This window comes from Candidatus Tisiphia endosymbiont of Ceraclea dissimilis (assembly GCF_964030735.1).
GTDB lineage: Bacteria > Pseudomonadota > Alphaproteobacteria > Rickettsiales > Rickettsiaceae > Tisiphia.
This window is the reverse complement of record NZ_OZ034917.1, coordinates 1,083,228-1,101,820: the sequence shown is the minus strand read 5'-3', so window position 1 is coordinate 1,101,820 and position 18,593 is coordinate 1,083,228. Positions and strand designations below refer to the sequence as shown.

Genomic DNA, 18,593 nt, shown 5'->3' with positions numbered 1-18,593 from the left:
AACTTCTCATCAATTGACTATAGTATTTTTGCTACAACGAAGCAATTTCTAGTTACTTTTTGAATTACTTCGTTGCCTATGTTTCAATGCTTAGATTTATCTATAGCAAAACCTATTGAATTAGGTGCTATGCTGCGTCTGTAAATTCTATGCCATTACCAATAAAAGTAACATACATGTCCCCTAGAACGTTTATGCTATAATGAGAACCATTATAGTAAAGGTTTGCATGACCATTAGGGGCAAAAGAGAAATCGGTGATATGGAAATCATGCCCTCTAAAATAGATAGTATGCCCTCCTGCCCTTACAGTTAATGATTCTCCAAAAGTCGAATCTCTAACAACTACAGCAGGTTCTGCTGCTTCTATTCTTTCTTCTGTTCTCAATATTCTTGGGGTATTTGGTATATTAGGGGCGGTCATAATATTTTCCTATTTAAAAATTATTTTGTGCATTATATATAATTTAATTTTTTACGCAATATCTTATACGTTTTTAAAGATTTTGTCTGAAAAAAGCTGTTCTCTAAGCGTCATTGCGAGCGAACGTATGTGAGCGTGGCAATCCATAAAGCTCGTATAGTCAATTGATGAGAAGTTGGGGACGTTGTCGCTCAATGCTCGCCTATTACTTATAGGCGTCGCTCCATCGTTCCTAGCCCCAAATTCCCCTGAATTGACTATAATATGGATCAACTATGTTTCGCAATAAAAATTTAAATAAATTTGGTGTAAATTTATTATAAAGCTATATAATTAAATCTACTTAAATCAACTGCAGAAGCTATATTTGCTCAGCCATATTCAACAACAAATTATATTATGAAAATCAATGTGGAAATTATTCGCACTTATCAAGATTGGAAAAATCATAAATTTATCAATAAACTATTAGTCAAGAAGGTTGCGTGTGCTATATTAAGTAGATATAAGAATTTTAAAGGAGTTGCAAGGTTTGAGCTAGCGATATTACTAACTGATAATAATGAAATGTTAAATTTGAATAGCCAATTTTGTGGTAAGGGGAAAGCTACAAATGTGCTATCATTTCCTGATATAGAATTAGACTTTCGGCATTTACTTGAATTTACTCCTAATGTAGGTTATATGTATTTGGGAGACATAGCTTTTGGGTATGAAATAATTCAGAGTGAAGCGATAAGTCAAAATAAAAGCTTTAGGGATCATTTTATACATCTTTTGGTACATAGTATTTTGCATTTACTTGGCTTCGATCACCAAAATGACGAAGAAGCAACTATTATGGAAAATTTAGAAATAGAAATATTAAAGGATTTTGCTATTGTTTCTCCATATTAACAATTATGCTAGGTTATGTGAAAAAAGAAGATATTTCCTCTATTAACTCTAAAAAGGCTATGCTTACAAATCCTTCAAAATTTGATATTTTTAAATCTTGGTTCTTTCGTCTGTTTCTTAAAGAAAAGATAGAGGATAATTTTTATTATACTATTAAAAAGCTAAAATCTAACAGCAAGAAAATGGCATTGGAAGAAAAAAAGATTTTTATGAATCTTTTGAAATTTGGTCATAAAACTGTAGAAGATGTAATGATTCCTAGATCTGATATTAAGGCAGTAAAATTAACCACTAGCGTGGAGGAGTTAAGCAAAATACTTAATAGCAAAATACCTCATACTAGAACGTTAGTTTATGATGAAACGTTGGATAATATAATTGGTTTTATTCATATAAAAGATTTGTTTAAGATACTTGTTACTAAGCAAGATATATCGTTGAAAGGAATAATTCGTAAACCTATCATTTCTGCCCCTTCAATGAAATTGATAGATTTATTAGCGAAAATGCGAAGAGATCGTGTGCAGATATCTATAGTTGTTGACGAATATGGTGGAACTGATGGTATTGTCACCATTGAAGATATTATGGAAGAGATAGTTGGTAGAATAGATGATGAGCATGATAAAAAGTCGGATAATGATAATTTCAAAATTATCAATAATAATACCATTTTATCAAATGCTCGAGTGAAGGTTGAGGAGCTTGAATTGGCTCTTGGAGTGAAGTTAAAAACAGAAAATGATGAATTCGATACAATTGGTGGCTTAGTTTTAGCAAAAGTAGGTAATGTGCCTTCGGTTGGTATTAAAATTGATATTGAGGAACAGGTTGAACTTGAAGTAATCGAGGCAGATCCGAGATCACTTAAGCAGGTTAAATTAAAATTAAAAAATGGTGCATTATTACCTAATTATACCTTATGATTATCGCAACTAATTTAGCCATGAGTTATGGTGCAAAAATATTATTTACCGACGTAAATGTTCATATCAAAAATGGTAATAGATATGGGCTTGTTGGAGCGAATGGTGCTGGTAAATCTACTTTTTTTAAAGTTCTAATTAAAGAAGAGGAAGCAAGCATTGGTGAAGTCAATATAGTTAAGAAGGCTCGTATTGGTTGCTTGAAACAAGATCAGTTTCTTTATGAAAATACTTCAATTATTAATACTGTTATTGCTGGTAGAAGCGAATTATGGCAGGCTCTACAAGAAAAGGAAAAAATATTAGGGAAGGAGAAATGTGATGAGGAAAGCGGTTATCGGTTAGGTGAATTGGAACAAATTATTGCTGATAATGATGGATATATCTCAGAAATTTTTGCCATTGAGCTACTTCTAGGTTTAGGGATACAAGAAAAATATCATCATCAACCATTATCCGTTTTATCCGGCGGCTACAAACTTAGAGTATTACTAGCCCAAAGTTTATTCAACAATCCTGATATATTATTACTTGATGAGCCGACCAACCATCTTGATATAGTATCGATTTATTGGCTAGAAAATTATCTAAAACAAAAATTCAAAGGTGCTTTAGTATTTATTTCGCACGATTTGACTTTTCTTAATAATATTTCTACCCATATTTTGGATATAGATTACGGTACCATCAAAACTTATACTGGTAATTATGATATTTTTATTCGTGATAAACAGCTAATTGCCGATCAAAAGCTTAAGGATCTTACTAATATAGAGAAAAAAATTGCTACTATGCAGGTTTTTGTTGATAAATTCCGGGCTTCCGCTAACAGAGCTAAGCAAAGTAGCTCACGAGAAAAGCAAATAGAGAAAATGGAATTACCTGATATACAAAAAAGTTCACGTATTAGCCCGTATTTTAATTTTAAGCAAAAAAGACCATCTGGAAAATTAGCGCTACAAGTTAAGGGTATTTCTAAAAATTATGAGAATAAAAAAATATTAAATAATGTAAGTTTTACTGTAACAAGAGGAGAAAAAATTGTTATTATTGGTCCAAATGGTATTGGTAAATCTACTTTACTAAAAATCCTTCTTGGTAAAATATTCTCAGATTTGGGAAGTTATGAATGGGGATACGAAACTCAAATTTCTTATTTTGCTCAGGATCATCATGAATTACTCAATGAAAATATCAACGTTATTGATTGGTTATCCAACCAAATACCTACTGAGAATGACAATACGTTGCGTAGTATATTAGGTCAATTATTATTCCGTAAAGATGAAGTAACTAAGAATATTTTAAATTTGAGTGGTGGAGAAGGAGCTCGTTTATTATTAGCCAAAATTATCTTAGAAGAAAGTAATATATTGGTATTAGATGAACCAACCAATCACTTAGATATTGAATCTAAGCATATGCTAAAAAATTCACTAATTAACTACCCAGGTACTCTAATATTGGTAACTCATGATAGAGATTTTGCTAGCAGTATAGCCACAAGGATTATTGCACTATCCCGCCAAACTATTACTGATTTTAAAGGTAAATATCAGGAATATTTAGCTAAATATAGCAATGATTACTTAGATAGTAACTGGGTATTGGCAAATAAGGCGGGGAAGTAGTCTATTAAGTTTTTTGTAGACTTATAGTCAATTGATGAGAAGCTGGTGACGTCGTCACTCAATGCTCGCCTATTACTTATAGGCGTCGCTCCATCGCTCCTAGCCCCAAATTCCCCTAAATTGACTATAGCACATAAGCGTCAGTTTAAGAAAGCAATAATTGAAAAACCATCGTTGAAAGGAAGCCTTAAGCTGATGAAGCAATCCAGAAAAGTGATTAAAAAGATATGATTTTTGCCGGAATAGTGTAGCTATTTCAAGAAAACCATGTTTATTCGTAGCCAAAAAGAGCCAAATATGGAATTACTTTCATTATCGCAGCCAGCCTCCTAGGACGTTTTAGCTTTCTTGCCCGAATTAATAATCCTTTCATATAATATTCGGGTTAATGGGTTATACATAAGAAACAACAAAAACATAGTTGAATTATATTCAAAATATATTATAAGTTTTAGTTACAAGAAAAATAATATAGTCAATGTCAAAATTAAAAAATTGTATATACAAAGTTTTTTCCAAAAAAGAAAATAAAGCAAATACTATACTGGTATGTTGGGATTTTGATTGCACTGTAGTAAACGGGCATATTCATTCTTTATTAAAACATAAAAATTTTCAACCTATAACATATGAAAATTGCCTTATTATAAACGGTAGCATAGAAGAAGGGTATACAATAAATAGTACTTATGATCCACATCAAATTCAAGAGATAATGAAACCATTATTACGTTCTGATAAGTTTGGATTAAACCACCGTGATCAATTAAAAGATACGTTTAATTATTTATTAAACAAAGGTTATAAAGTGGCTATTACTTCTCATACCCGATATCCTGATACAATTAAACCAGCATTAAAAAAAATGGGCTTAACTGAGAAACAAATTGAAAAAATCGATATAATAACAGGCGTTCCCACAGGCGGAATAAAAATGGGAAAGAACTTACATATTGAAGAGGCAATGAGGCTTAATGGTATTACAGACTACTTCAATGTAGTATTAGTAGATGATGATGTACGTAATTTAAATGAAGCACAAAAAATAGGTGTGCATGCTATTTTAGTAGGTTCAGATATTAAAGGCAATATGTTATCACTTATTAAAGGGATAAAGTATCAAAAAGTTACTGATACTGGAGAATTTAATAATATATCTAAGGCGCATCAATCGAATCAAATCGAAGATAACTCGAACATATTAGATTCTGAAATTCCTAAATCAGTACAAAAATATCTTCACGTAAGTATGCAACCAATACAAGTGCATAATTACAGTAATGTAATTGAAGAATTAGACCCCCAATTACTGGGAACAGAAGAGCCAACGGCATCATTGATACCATACATTATTTAATTCTGATTTAGAGCAGCACTATAGTCAATTCAGGAGAATTTGGGGGCTAGGAGCGATGGAGCGACGCCTATAAGTAATAGGCAAGCATTGAGCGACGACGTCACCAACTTCTCATCAATTGACTATAAAGCATCATCAAGACCATCTAGCCTACGACTCAGAGAAGATAAAATGAGTCTATAGCAACCTGGTTAAATCTTGTCAACAGACCCTAGCTAGCAAAATATGATGCAAGTGGCAAGATAATTGTGGAGCTAGGAAAGAAGGTTGATAGCATTAGTGCTACTGCTAAAACGAACTAGTTTCTGAGGATAGCAAGCTTAGCGGGCTGTGGATTTAGGGATAATTTCTAACGAAGTTCTCCACAATTCCACAGCCACAACTACAGCAATCTAAATTTTAAAAATATTTAAAACACCCAATTATTGTATTTTCAGCAATTCATTAATTTTACTAATAGACATACCTGTCATCTTAGCAATTGACCCCACGGAATTGCCATTCTTTAACAACAGCTTTACCAATTCAGCTTTACCCTCAGCTTTACCTATATAGATACCTCTAGCTTCACCTCTAGCTTCACCTCTAGCTTCGCCTTCTTCGATATATTTTTGTGCAATAGTTCTCATAATAACACCTTGTTCTTCTTCTGATAAATATTTGGCTAGTACTTCCTCCAATTCTGATTGCTTTGCCTCAGGAAGCTTAGCGTCAGTGTACCATAAAAACGATTTTATGTAAATATAGCCTTTTTCCTTATCTATTAATATCTCTAATTTAAACCTTTGAAGAAATTCTTCCCAAAGCTTTATCATATCTCGTTGATGAATATGCTTGAGCATATATTCTAACATCCCAATATGCTTTTTCTTCATTATTTCATCATCAGACATGCTTTGTAAATCGACCAATTGATAATCTTCTGTCATTAATTTCTTGGCTATAATTGCATCGGTAAATAAACTCCATAAATTCCTAGGGGCAGTATACACTTCTTTACCATTATAAATTACTAAATTATATACTAATGGTAATTTCTTTCTTCCTTTCTTATGCCTTTCGCATAATAACAATGTGTATTTCCATAATCGTAGAGCTGTCCAATAATCAACGCTCGACTGAGCCTCAATCAACACATACACAAAAGCCTTACCCTGATTCTTGCTAGCAACTCCATATACTATATCACTATATTTCTTGTTTAACGATTCCTCTATGTAACTTTCTTTTTCTACTGTTATTTTTGATAAATCTACTAAACTCTTAAAATCATTAGGCAAATAATATTCCAAAAATTCTTGAGCTGCCACAGGATCAGCCATTATTGTTTTGACTAATGAATCATGCTTTAACTTTTTTGTCATTTTTATACTTACTTATTAAGCTATTGTTTAGCTAAACTAGTACCTATAATACCTTGATCATGATATTCCAGCAATTGCTTTCTATCAATCTGTCAATAACATTTTAAATTCGAATAAATAATTTGTTGTGCCTGGAAATTTTATCATTCCCTGATCTCTCAGCCACTCTTTGCCACAACAACACTGAAGTCGGGAAACTTAGTTGGGTTAGCTATAGCAGATCATTTAATACATTCTCACTATTTTCACTCCAAGTAGCTAATATCCCTCTGGCATCCTTATTACTAGAATTGTTCCATAATATATCCCATTGTTCTCTGAGAGCAATATTATTTAAAATATCTCCCGTATAATGGATATTAAAAGCCAACATAGCTGATATGGTGCCTTCATCTAATAGACCTAGATTTGAGTTATCTGCTTTTATAATTGGATAACCAAATTTCTCAAGTAATTTCTGTACTTCTTCAATCTTATTCCTATCTTGCTTTGTTTTATCATTATAAGATATTATAACTTTAGGGTTCTCTTTTCTTGAGACAAAAGAATAAAGTCCAAGAGATGCTTTAGCAAAGCTCTCCCAAGGGAAATATATACCAGGATCTATTTTTCTACCTGGAGCCCAATCACTATGACCTATTATTAATTTTGGATTTATTTCATATTTGGATACTAATGTTTTAACTAACTCAATACTGGCATCTATTTGCTGATCAGTAAAAGGTTCCTTACCAGAAGCAATGTGTTCAATACCAATAGACCAGCTGTTCATATCATTATCAAGTATTGAAGTCGCAATATGGGGATTAAGAGTACTATTTTCTTTTAAATTATTTGTTTCATCATCTGATCCATGAACCCCACAAAATTTTGAATTCATAAATGTTGGATCAGCTGGGTCAAGATCACTATCTGCTTCTAATTTTCCTCTACCAGCATGCCAAGCCCTATACTGATCTGGTACAAGTCGATAAATGGTACCATCAGTATTTATTACATAATGAGATGAAACATTTGATGTATTCCTGGTAAATAATGCGATAGTTTCAGCAAAATTACACTCCGTATAATGCATTACTATCCATCCAGCAGTACCATTATTCTTTCTCAAGTTATAATTATTACATTTCCCTGCCTCAGGTTCTACTTGAGGATCAGGTGGGATTTCAAAATTTGTACGTAAATAAGTATTATTAATATTGTTATTGCTCATATTACTATTCCTCTGGTTAAATTAGTTAAAGTATAGTCAATTGATGAGAAGCTGGTGACGTCGTTACTCGTCGCAGTCCAAATTCTCCTGAATTGACTATATTTGTTGACTTCCAATATAGCCCATGATTATTAGTATATAATATTTTATGGTTTGACTAAGGATATTAAGAGAAAATAATGTAAAAAATTGGAATAATAAATTTGAGGGAGGTAACAATATCACATCCGACAGCTTCCTAAGGGAGTTGAGACAGAAAAACTTTAATAGACCTCTTGCATAACCTAATCTAATTGGTAATTTTGTTGTCAAAACTCGTCTCCGTTTCTCACGTACATCTTAGTACGCTGCGGTACTCGATTTCGTTTTTCCTAAAAATTCCTCAATTATCTTTAGGTTATGCAAGAGGTCTAATAACTCATCTTACGCATAAACCACATGGCAATTTAAAAATTCCAGGAAAGTGCAAGATGTCATTGCGAGACCACTACGTGGTCGTGGCAATCGACATTTATTAGATTGCTTTGTCGCTACTAAAGTAGCTTCTCGCGACGCCAAGCTATTTTCTATGTGACTTTTAAATGTCATGCGTAAGGTGGTTTTAAATTCCTAATGGCACTTAAGTTTGTTGTAATATGGTTAAAAATAGACTATTTTGTAGGCTAAATTTTGGGACTTTTGGAGAGAAACCAAAATAAAAATGTTTGAGTGAAGTTGTAGAACCTCGAGAAGGTGGGGCGAATAACGGGACTTGAACCCGCGACCCTCAGATCCACAATCTGATGCTCTAACCAACTGAGCTATATCCGCCATATAATCTGTGCTAAAGTAATTTATTATCACTTGTAAGTCAAGTATATTTAACTTACCTTACGCATGGCATTTAAAAGTTATATAGAAAATAGCTTGGCGTCATTGTGAGGAGCCGCTAAAAGCGGCGACGCGGCAATCCATTTTTGTGTCACCCCTGCGTAGGTAGGGGTTTAAAGATTCCCGCCTATGTGGGAATGATGGTATGGACGAGTGAAGCGAAATATGCTTTACTTGTACGGAGTCAGCTGAAAAATAGTTTTCAGCTGCTCCAAATTAAATAATAATTTAATTAATAGATCCATACCATGATAAATAATAGCATAAAAAATACTATAATAGGAATAGATTTAGCAAAAAATAGTATGCACTTGGTGCAAGTCGATCAAAATGGCAAAAAAATAGGTTACCAAAAAGTTACAAGAGATGAGTTAATAGCCTATTTAAGCAATCTCGATAAAAGTTCATTGGTAGCTATGGAGGCATGTGGAGGAGCTAATTATTGGTCACAGGAAATTGCTAAGCTTGGTTTGCAAGTCAAACTAATGAAAACAAAAGATGTAAAAGTTTATGCTACATCGAAACAGAAAAATGATTATAACGATGCGTTAGCAATATGCAAAGCGGCTCGTGATCCAGAATTAAAAACTGTGCTACTAAAAAGCAAGGAGGAACAAGATATAAAATTCTTGCATAAAATTAGAAGTAATACGATCAGAGATCGTGTGCAAAAAACTAATTCTACAATATCAAGTTTATGTGAATATGGCTATAATACAAAATTAAGTAAAAATAAATTTTGCAAATCATGTAGGCTGGAGGTAGAGTTAGCGTATAGTAAAGGTTATATAAATTCTGGGGTAAGGTCAATTTTACTTTTAGAATGTAAAGAAATTGAGGATTTATGTGACAAAGAAAAAACTTTAGAAAAGCTGATTATCAGCAATAATAAGCAAAGTGAGAAAGCTACTAGGTTGCAGACAATTTTTGGCATTGGAGCAATCAATGCTAGTTGTTTGAGTGTAGCCCCAATGGAAAGTTATCCAACCCCGAGGGATTTTGCTGCTTCGCTTGGTTTGGTACCAAAGCAACATAGCTCAGGAGATAAGATAGTTTTAGGAGGGATTACCAAACAAGGAGATAGATATGCCAGAACTATGTTGATTCAAGCCGCAAGGACAATAGCAATAAGAGCAAAAAGTGATAAGGAATCAAAAGATAAACTAGTGCAGTGGGCAGTGAAGAAATTTGCTGAAAATAAATCATATAATATTATATGTGTTGGTTTAGCAAATAAGTTAGCAAGGATTGCTTATGCAGTAGTCACCAATGGTAGCGAATATGTTGCAAATTAGTTTAGTTGGAAAAAAAGAAGAAACTATGTCAACTAAATAAAAATTGGTAATTGATAAATATTGTGAGTAAAGAATAGTAACAATAAAGAGAACGAAAGTTAAAGAGTTAATGAATAAGTATTCTGAATAAAATCCGTAATTATGTCGAGGCTCTAGAAGCCGTGGGAATGAGAGGTCACTCAAGGATATTTATAAGAATGCAGAAACCATTATGGCACTTGATGCCGAATATATGACCGCTTCCTTTGTGGCTCTATTTTTTTATTTTCTTTCTTGACAAATTCACTCGTCCATATATGACAGGGTAAAAACGTCATTGAGAGGAGTGCTAAAGCACGACTAAGCAATCCATTAAGTGTGGATTGCCGCGACCACTATGTGGTCTCGCAATGACAGATAACGCTACCCAATTCCCCTGAATTGACTATATTACTTCACTAATTCATCTAGTTTACCTGCTTTTTCAAGTTCATAAAGAGCGTCGCACCCACCAATATGCTTACTATTAATGAATATTTGTGGTAATGTACGTTGTCCACTAGCTTTATGCTGTAGTTCTAATCTTTGCCTCTCATTATAATTATCTACGATTATTTCTTCGTAAGATATATTTTTTTGATTAAGTAGCTTTTTGGCCTTAGTGCAATAGGGGCAATGTGTTAATGTATAAATAATGACCGTGACAAATATGTTTTTCATAAAAGTTATCCTATTTAATTGGTTATAAAACTATTATCTACATATAATAACAAACTAGCAAGTTACAAATTAATGATAAATAATTTTTCGATAGTATCTAAATATAGTCCAGCTGGCGATCAGCCAAAAGCAATTAATGAAATCATTAAGGGGCTTGAATCGGGATTGCCTTCACAAATACTTTTTGGCATTACTGGTTCCGGTAAAACCTTTACTATGGCAAATATTATTGAGAGAACCGGTCGACCGTCACTTATTATGGCTCATAATAAAACGTTAGCTGCCCAAATTTATTCAGAAATGAAGGCGATTTTTCCAAATAATGCCGTTGAATATTTTGTATCATATTATGATTATTTCCAACCCGAAGCATATATTGCAAAAACCGATACTTATATAGAAAAAGATTCTTCGATAAATGAACAGATAGATTTATTAAGACACTCTGCTACTAGGTCTCTTTTAGAACGTAGGGATGTAATTGTTGTATCTTCTGTTTCTTGTATTTATGGTCTTGGTTCACCGGGTCTTTATTATCAGATGACTATAAGTCTTAAGTCTGGGGAAATTTATGCTAGAGATAAATTGCTCAGTGACCTAGTAAGCTTACAATATAAGCGTAATGATGTGGGATTTGAGCGTGGTACGTTTAGGGTAAAAGGTGATAATATTGATATATTCCCAGTACATTATAACGATAAAGCTTGGCGATTATCATTTTTTGATAATAAACTGGAATATATCAGCGAATTTGATCCGCTTACAGGTGAAAAATTAGCTAAATTGGAGCAAGCTGTGATTTATGCTAAATCGCACTTTGTAACACCTAAAGAAGTAGTACAAAACGCCATATCACAAATTGAAGAGGAGTTACAACGACGTTTAGAATTTCTTAATACACATGGTAAGTTAGTAGAAGCTCAAAGGTTAAATCAACGTACTCAATATGATATGGAAATGATGATGGAGACTGGCAGTTGTAAAGGTATTGAAAATTATTCTCGGTTTCTAACTGGTAAAGCAAATGGACAGCCACCACCAACCCTATTTGAATATTTACCTAAAGATGCTTTATTATTTGTTGATGAAAGTCACGTATCTGTTCCACAAATTAGAGCAATGTATAATGGTGATAGGGCTAGAAAAACCGTACTAGTGGAACATGGGTTTCGTCTTCCGTCAGCCTTAGATAATAGACCATTAAAATTTGAGGAATGGCAAGATTTTAGACCTCAAACGGTTTTTGTTTCAGCTACACCGGGATCTTTTGAATTGGACGAAACAGCAGGGGTTATGGTTGAGCAAATCATCAGACCCACAGGGTTACTTGACCCAGAATGTATTATAAAACCAGCAACTAACCAAGTTGAAGATTTGCTAAGCGAAATTCAATCGACAATAAATAAAGGATTTCGTATCTTAGCGATAACATTAACTAAAAAAATGTCAGAAGATTTAACAAATTATCTCCAAGAACTAGGGTATAAAGTATCATATTTGCACTCTAATATTCATACTCTTGAGCGTATTGAAATCATCAAAGATTTACGCCAAGGTACTATAGATATTATTGTTGGTGTTAATCTATTACGAGAAGGTTTAGATATTCCGGAATGTGGACTTGTTGCCATACTCGATGCTGATAAAGAAGGCTTTTTACGCTCGGAAGTTTCGTTAATTCAAACTATTGGTAGAGCTGCAAGGAATAGTCAAGGAAGGGTAATACTCTATGCAGATCGTATTACCAACTCTATTGACAAGGCAGTAAGCGAGACATATAGGAGAAGAAAAATTCAAGAAGAATATAATAGACAGCATTCTATAATACCCCAAACAATTAATAATCATATCCATGCACTAATTAAATTAGAAAAACTGGATAGTAAGTTAGGTAATAAAAAACAAGCTCATATATTATTGGATAATCCAGTAAAATTAAAAGCTCATATCAATAAATTAAAAAAAGAAATGTACTCAAAAGCTAGCAATTTGGAATTTGAACAGGCAGCAAAAATACGAGATCAAATTAATACGCTAGAAGAAGCCGCTTTAGAGCTAACTTAGTTTACTCACCTTATGCATAAACCCCACAACTGTTGAAAGTTAGAAGGTAAAGAGGGTTTTAGATAGGTTTTCTGTCATTGCGAGACCACTACGTGGTCGTGGCAATCCACATTCATTAGAGGATTGCTTCGTCGCTACTAAAGTAGCTTCTCGCAATGACGCCAAGCTATTTTCTATATGACTTTTAAATGTCATGCGTAAGGTGAGTTAGTTTAAAGTACCTCTCTATAATGTGATGAGTTAGGGGATGAAAAAATAAGCAATATTAGACCTCTTGCATAACCTAAAGATAATTGAGGAATTTTTAGGAAAAACGAAGTCGAGTACCGCAGCGTACTAAGATGTACGTGAGAAACGGAGACGAGTTTTGACAACAAAATTACCAATTAGATTAGGTTATGCAAGAGGTCTATTATAAAAATAATGAAAACAGCTATTAGTGGAGCAAAAAAATCTGTTATATTTATAGATATAGCCGAGAATTTGACATAACTTGGTGAGTATTCACGATTATCATAAATAAAAGGTAACTTATATGTATAAAATTAATCCGGTACACCCTGGCGAAATACTTAAGACTGAATTCCTGGAACCTTTTGGTATTTCGGCTTATAGATTAGCTAAAGATATTGAAGTACCAATTAATAGAATAACAGAGATTGTAAACAAACAAAGAAATATTAGTACTGAAACTGCTCTGTTATTGGCAAAGTATTTCAGCTTATCAGATAGTTTTTGGATTAGGATACAGTCAAGATATGATGAGGCAGTTACTAAGGAAAAAATATTTAACCATCTTGCCTCTATTCATCCTTTAGTTACCATGGGGAAAAGGCATCATATACTCTAATAGGTGGTTTGAATTAGATTATTTGACATAAAGCAAGGAATTGCATACTATACCGCCATTATAATGTCTTTGGAGAAAGCATGTCATCAAATCGGTTATATTTATTTCGAGATACGCGTTTTTTGCCTATCTTCATAGTACAATTTTGTGGTTGTATGAATGATAATATACTAAAGAATGCGTTAATTATATTAATTACCTATAAACTATCTAGTCAATTGGTGGAATCAGCCCAATTACTTGTACTCGCTGCTAATACTATCTTTGTATTACCTTTTGTAATATTTGCAAGTATTGCAGGGCAAGTAGCTGATAGATATGAGCGATCAACTTTAGTTAAAATCATTAAGTTATTTGAACTAATCATAGTGCTTTTTGCTACTTATGGATTTTTTGATAATAGTTTAGTAATACTGTTTTTATCTATATTGTTTATGGGTATACACTCGACATTTTTTGGACCAATCAAATATAGTGTTTTGCCAGATCATTTATACCGAGATGAGTTGTTGGGAGCTAATGGATTCGTTGAGGCGGGAACATTTATTTCCATTTTAGTTGGTACTATTATTGGAGGATACTACACTATAAGTGGCAATTTAATAATCACTATTCTGATAATGATTGCGGTAATTGGCGTTATTGCTAGTTATTTTATGCCAAAATCAAATAATTCTAATTGTGAAATTAAAATAAAATTAAATTTATTTCGCGAAAATATAGAAATGATTAAATATGCCAAATCTAAAAAGCAAGTATATTTAGCAATTCTTGGCATATCTTGGTTTTGGTTTATCAGTGCGGCAATACTTGCCCAAATTCCAGCTCTTGCTAAAAATACTTTTGGAGCAGATGAAAATGTTGCTAATTTGTTTCTTGCGACATTTTCAATTGGAGTAGGGGTTGGTTCTTTTTGGTGTAGTAAGATTTTGGGGAATGAAATTACCACGAAATATGTTTTTGTTTCAGCGATTGGTGTCAGTATATTTGGTATTGATTTATTTTTTGCCAGTCGAATTAGTGCAGTTCATTATGAACCGGAGCAATTAAAGAGTATATTTGTCTTTTTATCTAAAAAGCATAATTGGCGGATTATTATAGATTTATTTTTTATAGCTGCTATTGCGGGGTTATATATTGTTCCGCTTTTTGCAGTATTACAATATCTTAGCTCCTCAGCTCATCGTAGTAGAATAATTGCTATAAATAATTTTGCTAATGCTGTGTTTATGGCTGGGTCTACTGCAATACTTTCGTTGTTATTCTATTGGGAATATTCGATACCATCGGTTATATTATTTATTAGCATACTTAACATAGTGGTAGCTTATTATATTTATCAATTAATTCCTGAAGTAAAAATAGTACCTTTTGCTGTTAACCGAGCTATTTTAAAATTTATTTTTGATTGCATGTACAGAGTGGAAGTAAAAGGTATTGAAAATTTTTATAAAGCTGGCAAAAGATCAGTAGTTATCGCCAATCATATTTCATATCTTGATCCTGCATTACTGGCAACTTATTTACCTGAAGAAATGACTTTTGCCATTAATACAAATATGGCTAAAGTGTGGTGGGTAAAACCATTTTTAACGATGGCAAAAACTCTACCAGTTGACCCCGCTAATGCAATGGCTATAAAGAGTTTGATTAGGGAAGTGCAAAAAGATAAAAAAGTTGCTATCTTTCCCGAAGGAAGAATAAGTATTACTGGTTCCTTAATGAAGATATATGAAGGACCTGGCATGATCGCTGAAAAAGCTGATGCAACAATTTTACCTGTAAGAATAGATGGTACACAATTTACTAATTTTTCCAAACTTAAAAATATACTAAAAACACGGATATTTCCTAAGGTTACTATCACTATTTTACCACCAGTAAAGTCTCCTGCTAATCAGAATATGGATAATAGGGAAAAGCGTAAATATATAGGTCAGGCTCTTTATGATATTATGACTGACATGATATTTGAAAGCTCTGATTACCAGAATACTATATTTCAGTCTCTCCTTGAAACAGCAAAAGCTTATGGTTTTAACAAAACAATAATACAAGATATTGATGATAAGTCTGTTACCTATCGTCAATTAATATTACAATCTTTTACTTTAGCAAATTTAATAAAACAGGATACAGAAGTAGCTGAATATATAGGTATTATGCTACCTAACATGGTTGAAACGATTGTTACTTTTTATGCTATGCAAGCCTGTTCCCGTCGACCGGTCATGATTGATTATATGAGTGATGTTAGCAATGTAGTGACCTCGTGCAAAACAACGTCAGTAAAAACCGTCTATACTTCAAAACAATTTGTTGAAAAAGCTGGATTGCAAGAAATGTTGGCAAATATCTTAGAAGTTAATATAAAAGTCATTTATCTTGAAGATTTAACAACAAGAATTACTTTATATTTAAGAATTAAGGCTATGATAGCTAGCTTTTTCCCACAGAGTTATTATAGTAATATGTGTGCTAGTTATGATGACAATGATCCGTCGGTTGTAGTATTTACTTCAGGCACTTCAGCTTCCCCTAAGGCTGTAGTATTGTCGCATAGAAACCTGCAAGCTAATAGATGCCAGGTTCTAGCTAAGTTACATTTTAGTCTAGATGATTTTGCCTTTATGGCTTTACCATTATTTCACTGTTTTGGTTTATCTGGCACAATAATGATGACGCTTAACGGTATACCAGCCTTTCTTTATCCTTCTCCTTTGCATTATCGGAGTGTTCCTGAGGTAATATATGACATCGGAGCAACAATTATATTTGGTACAGATGTATTTTTATATAATTATGCTACCTGTGCTCATCCTTATGATTTTTATTCTATAAGATACGTGTTTGCCAGTAGTGAGAAACTTAGGAAAGAAACAACGCAATTATGGCTCGATAAATTTGGTATAAGAATTTTTGAAGGATATGGGGCATCTGAAACAGCTCCAATAATAGCGTGTAATACTCCCATGCATTATCGTGGTGGAAGTGTAGGTCGTTTGATGCCCAAAATAGAATATTATATTAAACCAATTAACGGAATAGAAGAGGGGGGGCAATTATTTATTAAGGGACCAAATATCATGCTTGGCTATATGCACTCTAATAATCCTGGAGTTATTCATCCAACATCATCAGAAAATTTGGGTCTGGGCTGGTATGATACTGGGGATGTTGCAAAAATTGATAAAGATGGTTACCTTACCTTATTAGGTCGTGTTCAACAATTTGTTGCAATAGAAGAAGTAGTCTCGTTGGTATTAATAGAGGAATTGGCTAATATGATTGATGTTGATAGTAAAAATGTGGCTATTTGTTCTGATGATGGTATAGTCAATTCAGGGGAATTGGGTAGCAGGAGCGATGGAGCGACGCCTATAAGTAATAGGCGAGCATTGAGTGACGACGTCACCAACTTCTCATCAATTGACTATAATAAAGACAGACAAATTTTTCTCTTTACCACCAGTCAGATTATTAATAGGGAAAATTTTATAGAAATGATGGCTAAAAATTCGCTATATTCGAGACAAAATACTGAATTAACAAAATATTTTCCAGAGATTATCCATGTTAAAGAAATACCGATTCTACCAATAGGTAAAGTAAATTATCGGCAAATAACTAAAATGCTTGAAAATTATGGAAAAGCAACTAGAATGCTGGAATGAGGTAAGGAACCTATATTTAATAGAAAAGAATTATGCATAATGTTATTAGTAAAATATTATTGATTATCGTCGTTGTCCTAATAGCATTATTTGCTTATAAAACTATGAAAACTCCTAATGCTGTCTCTGCTACAGTTTCGATTAATGCTGCAGATCAGTACTCATTAGATAAAAAAGAAAACATAGAGAAAACTGAAAAAATTGTAAAAGAATATTTACTAAATAATCCTGAAGTAATAATTCAGTCAATAGAAGGTCTTCAACGACGTAAAATGCAGGAAATGGAAATAAAAACTGGTGAATATATCAGAGATAATAAATCTGAAATAGAAAATTCTCCTACATCTCCAGTACTTGGTAATCCGAATGGGGATATAATCATTGCTGCTTTTTATGATTATAATTGTGGTTATTGTAAAAAAGGTAGTTATTTTATTAATCAGTTAATTAAATCAGATACGAGCGTTAAAGTCGTTTTGCAACTATATCCACTTCTTGGTGAGGCGTCTAATTATGCAGCAGCTATTGCTTTAGCTGTTTATAAGACCACTCCTGATAAATTTCAGGATATTCATAACGGTTTAATGGAGCTAAAACCTATCACCAAAGAATCTGTAGAAAAATTGCTTCTCGCAAATGATTTAAATATTGAAGTAATCACAGAAGAAATTAATAAGGGTGAGATACAAAAGCTTCTCGAGAAAAATGTTAAATTAGCAAAAGGTTTAAAAATACAGGGAGTTCCTGCCTATATTATTAATGGTAAATTAATTGCAGGAATGATGGATATGGAACAATTGCAAAGAATAATTGCCGATATAAAAAGCCAAAATAAATTATAATGGTATCCTAATTCAGGAGAGGTTGGTGACGTCGTTGCTCAATGCTCATAAGCGTCAGTTCTGGGTTTCCGTTGTCATTACCGCTTCGGTGCGGAATCTAATACTACAGTTGTAGATTGAATGTGAGTGTTCACGGAAAAAAGGTTAAAGTATAAGATGTCATTGCGAGGAGGTTGCCAGACCGACGAAGCAATCCAGGAAAGTGATTAGAAATGGATTGCTTCGTTGACCTTACGGTCTCCTCGCAATGACGCTTGGTGATCAGGTTTTTTTATTCATCACAAAAAAAATCGTGAATGCTCACATCTAAACTACAACTGTAGTACTAAGCCCCCTGCTTACGCAGGGGTGACACCTAATTTTTTCGCCATCCCCGCTTCGGTGCGGAATCTAATACTACAGTTGTAGATTGAATGTGAGTGTTCACGGAAAAAAGGTTAAAGTATAAGATGTCATTGCGAGGAGGTTGCCAGACCGACGAAGCAAT

15 protein-coding genes and 1 tRNA gene are annotated in these 18,593 nt (G+C 33.2%); 10 read left to right on the top strand and 6 right to left on the bottom strand.

Going from position 1 to position 18,593, the window contains the following annotated elements; genetic code table 11:
- Positions 1-127 precede the first annotated feature (127 nt).
- Together ACQH1V_RS05300 and ACQH1V_RS05295 are read right to left on the bottom strand one after the other, a co-directional pair.
- Complete coding sequence (locus ACQH1V_RS05300) at positions 128-424, bottom strand: hypothetical protein (protein WP_425360094.1); 297 nt, start codon at positions 422-424, stop codon at positions 128-130.
- Between the two features lie 63 nt (positions 425-487).
- Entirely contained in the window at positions 488-697 is a 210-nt protein-coding gene (locus tag ACQH1V_RS05295; RefSeq protein ID WP_094649301.1) for a palindromic element RPE2 domain-containing protein, read from the bottom strand.
- Positions 698-823: 126 nt separating this feature from the next.
- On the opposite strand from ACQH1V_RS05295, the gene ybeY reads away from it, so the two are divergent.
- The 5 genes from ybeY (at position 824) to ACQH1V_RS05270 (ending at position 5,418) form a co-directional block, all read left to right on the top strand.
- Positions 824-1,321, top strand: a complete 498-nt coding sequence (gene ybeY, locus ACQH1V_RS05290) for an rRNA maturation RNase YbeY (protein WP_425360093.1) — start codon at positions 824-826, stop codon at positions 1,319-1,321.
- Between the two features lie 59 nt (positions 1,322-1,380).
- Positions 1,381-2,247: a hemolysin family protein gene (locus ACQH1V_RS05285; protein WP_425360886.1), complete on the top strand. Its 867-nt coding sequence runs from the start codon at positions 1,381-1,383 to the stop codon at positions 2,245-2,247.
- Positions 2,244-3,878 (top strand): ABC-F family ATP-binding cassette domain-containing protein, encoded by a 1,635-nt coding sequence (locus ACQH1V_RS05280; RefSeq protein WP_425360092.1) that lies wholly within the window; start codon positions 2,244-2,246, stop codon positions 3,876-3,878. Before ACQH1V_RS05285 ends, ACQH1V_RS05280 begins: the two co-directional genes overlap by 4 nt.
- Positions 3,879-4,356: 478 nt before the next feature.
- Complete coding sequence (locus ACQH1V_RS05275) at positions 4,357-5,235, top strand: HAD family hydrolase (RefSeq protein ID WP_425360091.1); 879 nt, start codon at positions 4,357-4,359, stop codon at positions 5,233-5,235.
- Positions 5,236-5,274: 39 nt separating this feature from the next.
- Complete coding sequence (locus tag ACQH1V_RS05270; RefSeq protein WP_425360090.1) at positions 5,275-5,418, top strand: hypothetical protein; 144 nt, start codon at positions 5,275-5,277, stop codon at positions 5,416-5,418.
- Positions 5,419-5,657: 239 nt separating this feature from the next.
- On the opposite strand, the gene ACQH1V_RS05265 is transcribed toward ACQH1V_RS05270, so the two are convergent.
- From ACQH1V_RS05265 to ACQH1V_RS05255, 3 genes are all read right to left on the bottom strand, one after another.
- Positions 5,658-6,599 (bottom strand): Rpn family recombination-promoting nuclease/putative transposase, encoded by a 942-nt coding sequence (locus ACQH1V_RS05265; protein WP_425360089.1) that lies wholly within the window; start codon positions 6,597-6,599, stop codon positions 5,658-5,660.
- A gap of 211 nt (positions 6,600-6,810) precedes the next feature.
- A complete protein-coding gene (locus tag ACQH1V_RS05260; RefSeq protein WP_094649787.1) occupies positions 6,811-7,812 on the bottom strand; it encodes an N-acetylmuramoyl-L-alanine amidase in 1,002 nt (333 codons plus the stop codon).
- Positions 7,813-8,545: 733 nt separating this feature from the next.
- Positions 8,546-8,622: transfer RNA gene (locus ACQH1V_RS05255), tRNA-His, on the bottom strand.
- A 308-nt stretch (positions 8,623-8,930) separates the two neighbouring features.
- Between ACQH1V_RS05255 and ACQH1V_RS05250 the strand changes: the two genes are divergently transcribed.
- The gene (locus ACQH1V_RS05250; protein WP_425360001.1) at positions 8,931-9,977 is read left to right on the top strand and encodes an IS110 family transposase; all 1,047 of its coding nucleotides are present in this window, start codon (positions 8,931-8,933) and stop codon (positions 9,975-9,977) included.
- A gap of 429 nt (positions 9,978-10,406) precedes the next feature.
- Here the strand turns inward: ACQH1V_RS05250 and grxC are convergent, their stop codons facing one another.
- Positions 10,407-10,676: a glutaredoxin 3 gene (gene grxC, locus ACQH1V_RS05245; RefSeq protein ID WP_094649417.1), complete on the bottom strand. Its 270-nt coding sequence runs from the start codon at positions 10,674-10,676 to the stop codon at positions 10,407-10,409.
- A gap of 75 nt (positions 10,677-10,751) precedes the next feature.
- Between grxC and uvrB the strand changes: the two genes are divergently transcribed.
- The 4 genes from uvrB to ACQH1V_RS05225 all read left to right on the top strand — a co-directional run bounded on the left by uvrB (position 10,752) and on the right by ACQH1V_RS05225 (position 18,106).
- A complete protein-coding gene (gene uvrB, locus ACQH1V_RS05240) occupies positions 10,752-12,740 on the top strand; it encodes an excinuclease ABC subunit UvrB (RefSeq protein ID WP_341759919.1) in 1,989 nt (662 codons plus the stop codon).
- Positions 12,741-13,275: 535 nt separating this feature from the next.
- Positions 13,276-13,590: a HigA family addiction module antitoxin gene (locus tag ACQH1V_RS05235; RefSeq protein ID WP_094649416.1), complete on the top strand. Its 315-nt coding sequence runs from the start codon at positions 13,276-13,278 to the stop codon at positions 13,588-13,590.
- An 80-nt stretch (positions 13,591-13,670) separates the two neighbouring features.
- A complete protein-coding gene (locus ACQH1V_RS05230) occupies positions 13,671-17,264 on the top strand; it encodes an acyl-[ACP]--phospholipid O-acyltransferase (protein WP_425360088.1) in 3,594 nt (1,197 codons plus the stop codon).
- Between the two features lie 32 nt (positions 17,265-17,296).
- Positions 17,297-18,106 carry a DsbA family protein gene (locus ACQH1V_RS05225; protein ID WP_425360087.1) on the top strand — a complete coding sequence of 270 codons (810 nt, stop codon included), beginning with the start codon at positions 17,297-17,299 and terminating at the stop codon, positions 18,104-18,106.
- The last annotated feature ends 487 nt before the right edge of the window (positions 18,107-18,593 follow it).

Bases quoted from the DNA above. Each gene is read 5' to 3' on its own strand.
- ACQH1V_RS05300 (WP_425360094.1), bottom strand. From the start codon at position 424: ATGACCGCCCCTAATATACCAAATACCCCAAGAATATTGAGAACAGAA.
- ybeY (WP_425360093.1), top strand. From the start codon at position 824: ATGAAAATCAATGTGGAAATTATTCGCACTTATCAAGATTGGAAAAAT.
- ACQH1V_RS05285 (WP_425360886.1), top strand. From the start codon at position 1,381: ATGCTTACAAATCCTTCAAAATTTGATATTTTTAAATCTTGGTTCTTT.
- ACQH1V_RS05280 (WP_425360092.1), top strand. From the start codon at position 2,244: ATGATTATCGCAACTAATTTAGCCATGAGTTATGGTGCAAAAATATTA.
- ACQH1V_RS05275 (WP_425360091.1), top strand. From the start codon at position 4,357: ATGTCAAAATTAAAAAATTGTATATACAAAGTTTTTTCCAAAAAAGAA.
- ACQH1V_RS05265 (WP_425360089.1), bottom strand. From the start codon at position 6,599: ATGACAAAAAAGTTAAAGCATGATTCATTAGTCAAAACAATAATGGCT.
- ACQH1V_RS05260 (WP_094649787.1), bottom strand. From the start codon at position 7,812: ATGAGCAATAACAATATTAATAATACTTATTTACGTACAAATTTTGAA.
- ACQH1V_RS05250 (WP_425360001.1), top strand. From the start codon at position 8,931: ATGATAAATAATAGCATAAAAAATACTATAATAGGAATAGATTTAGCA.
- grxC (WP_094649417.1), bottom strand. From the start codon at position 10,676: ATGAAAAACATATTTGTCACGGTCATTATTTATACATTAACACATTGC.
- ACQH1V_RS05235 (WP_094649416.1), top strand. From the start codon at position 13,276: ATGTATAAAATTAATCCGGTACACCCTGGCGAAATACTTAAGACTGAA.
- ACQH1V_RS05230 (WP_425360088.1), top strand. From the start codon at position 13,671: ATGTCATCAAATCGGTTATATTTATTTCGAGATACGCGTTTTTTGCCT.
- ACQH1V_RS05225 (WP_425360087.1), top strand. From the start codon at position 17,297: ATGCATAATGTTATTAGTAAAATATTATTGATTATCGTCGTTGTCCTA.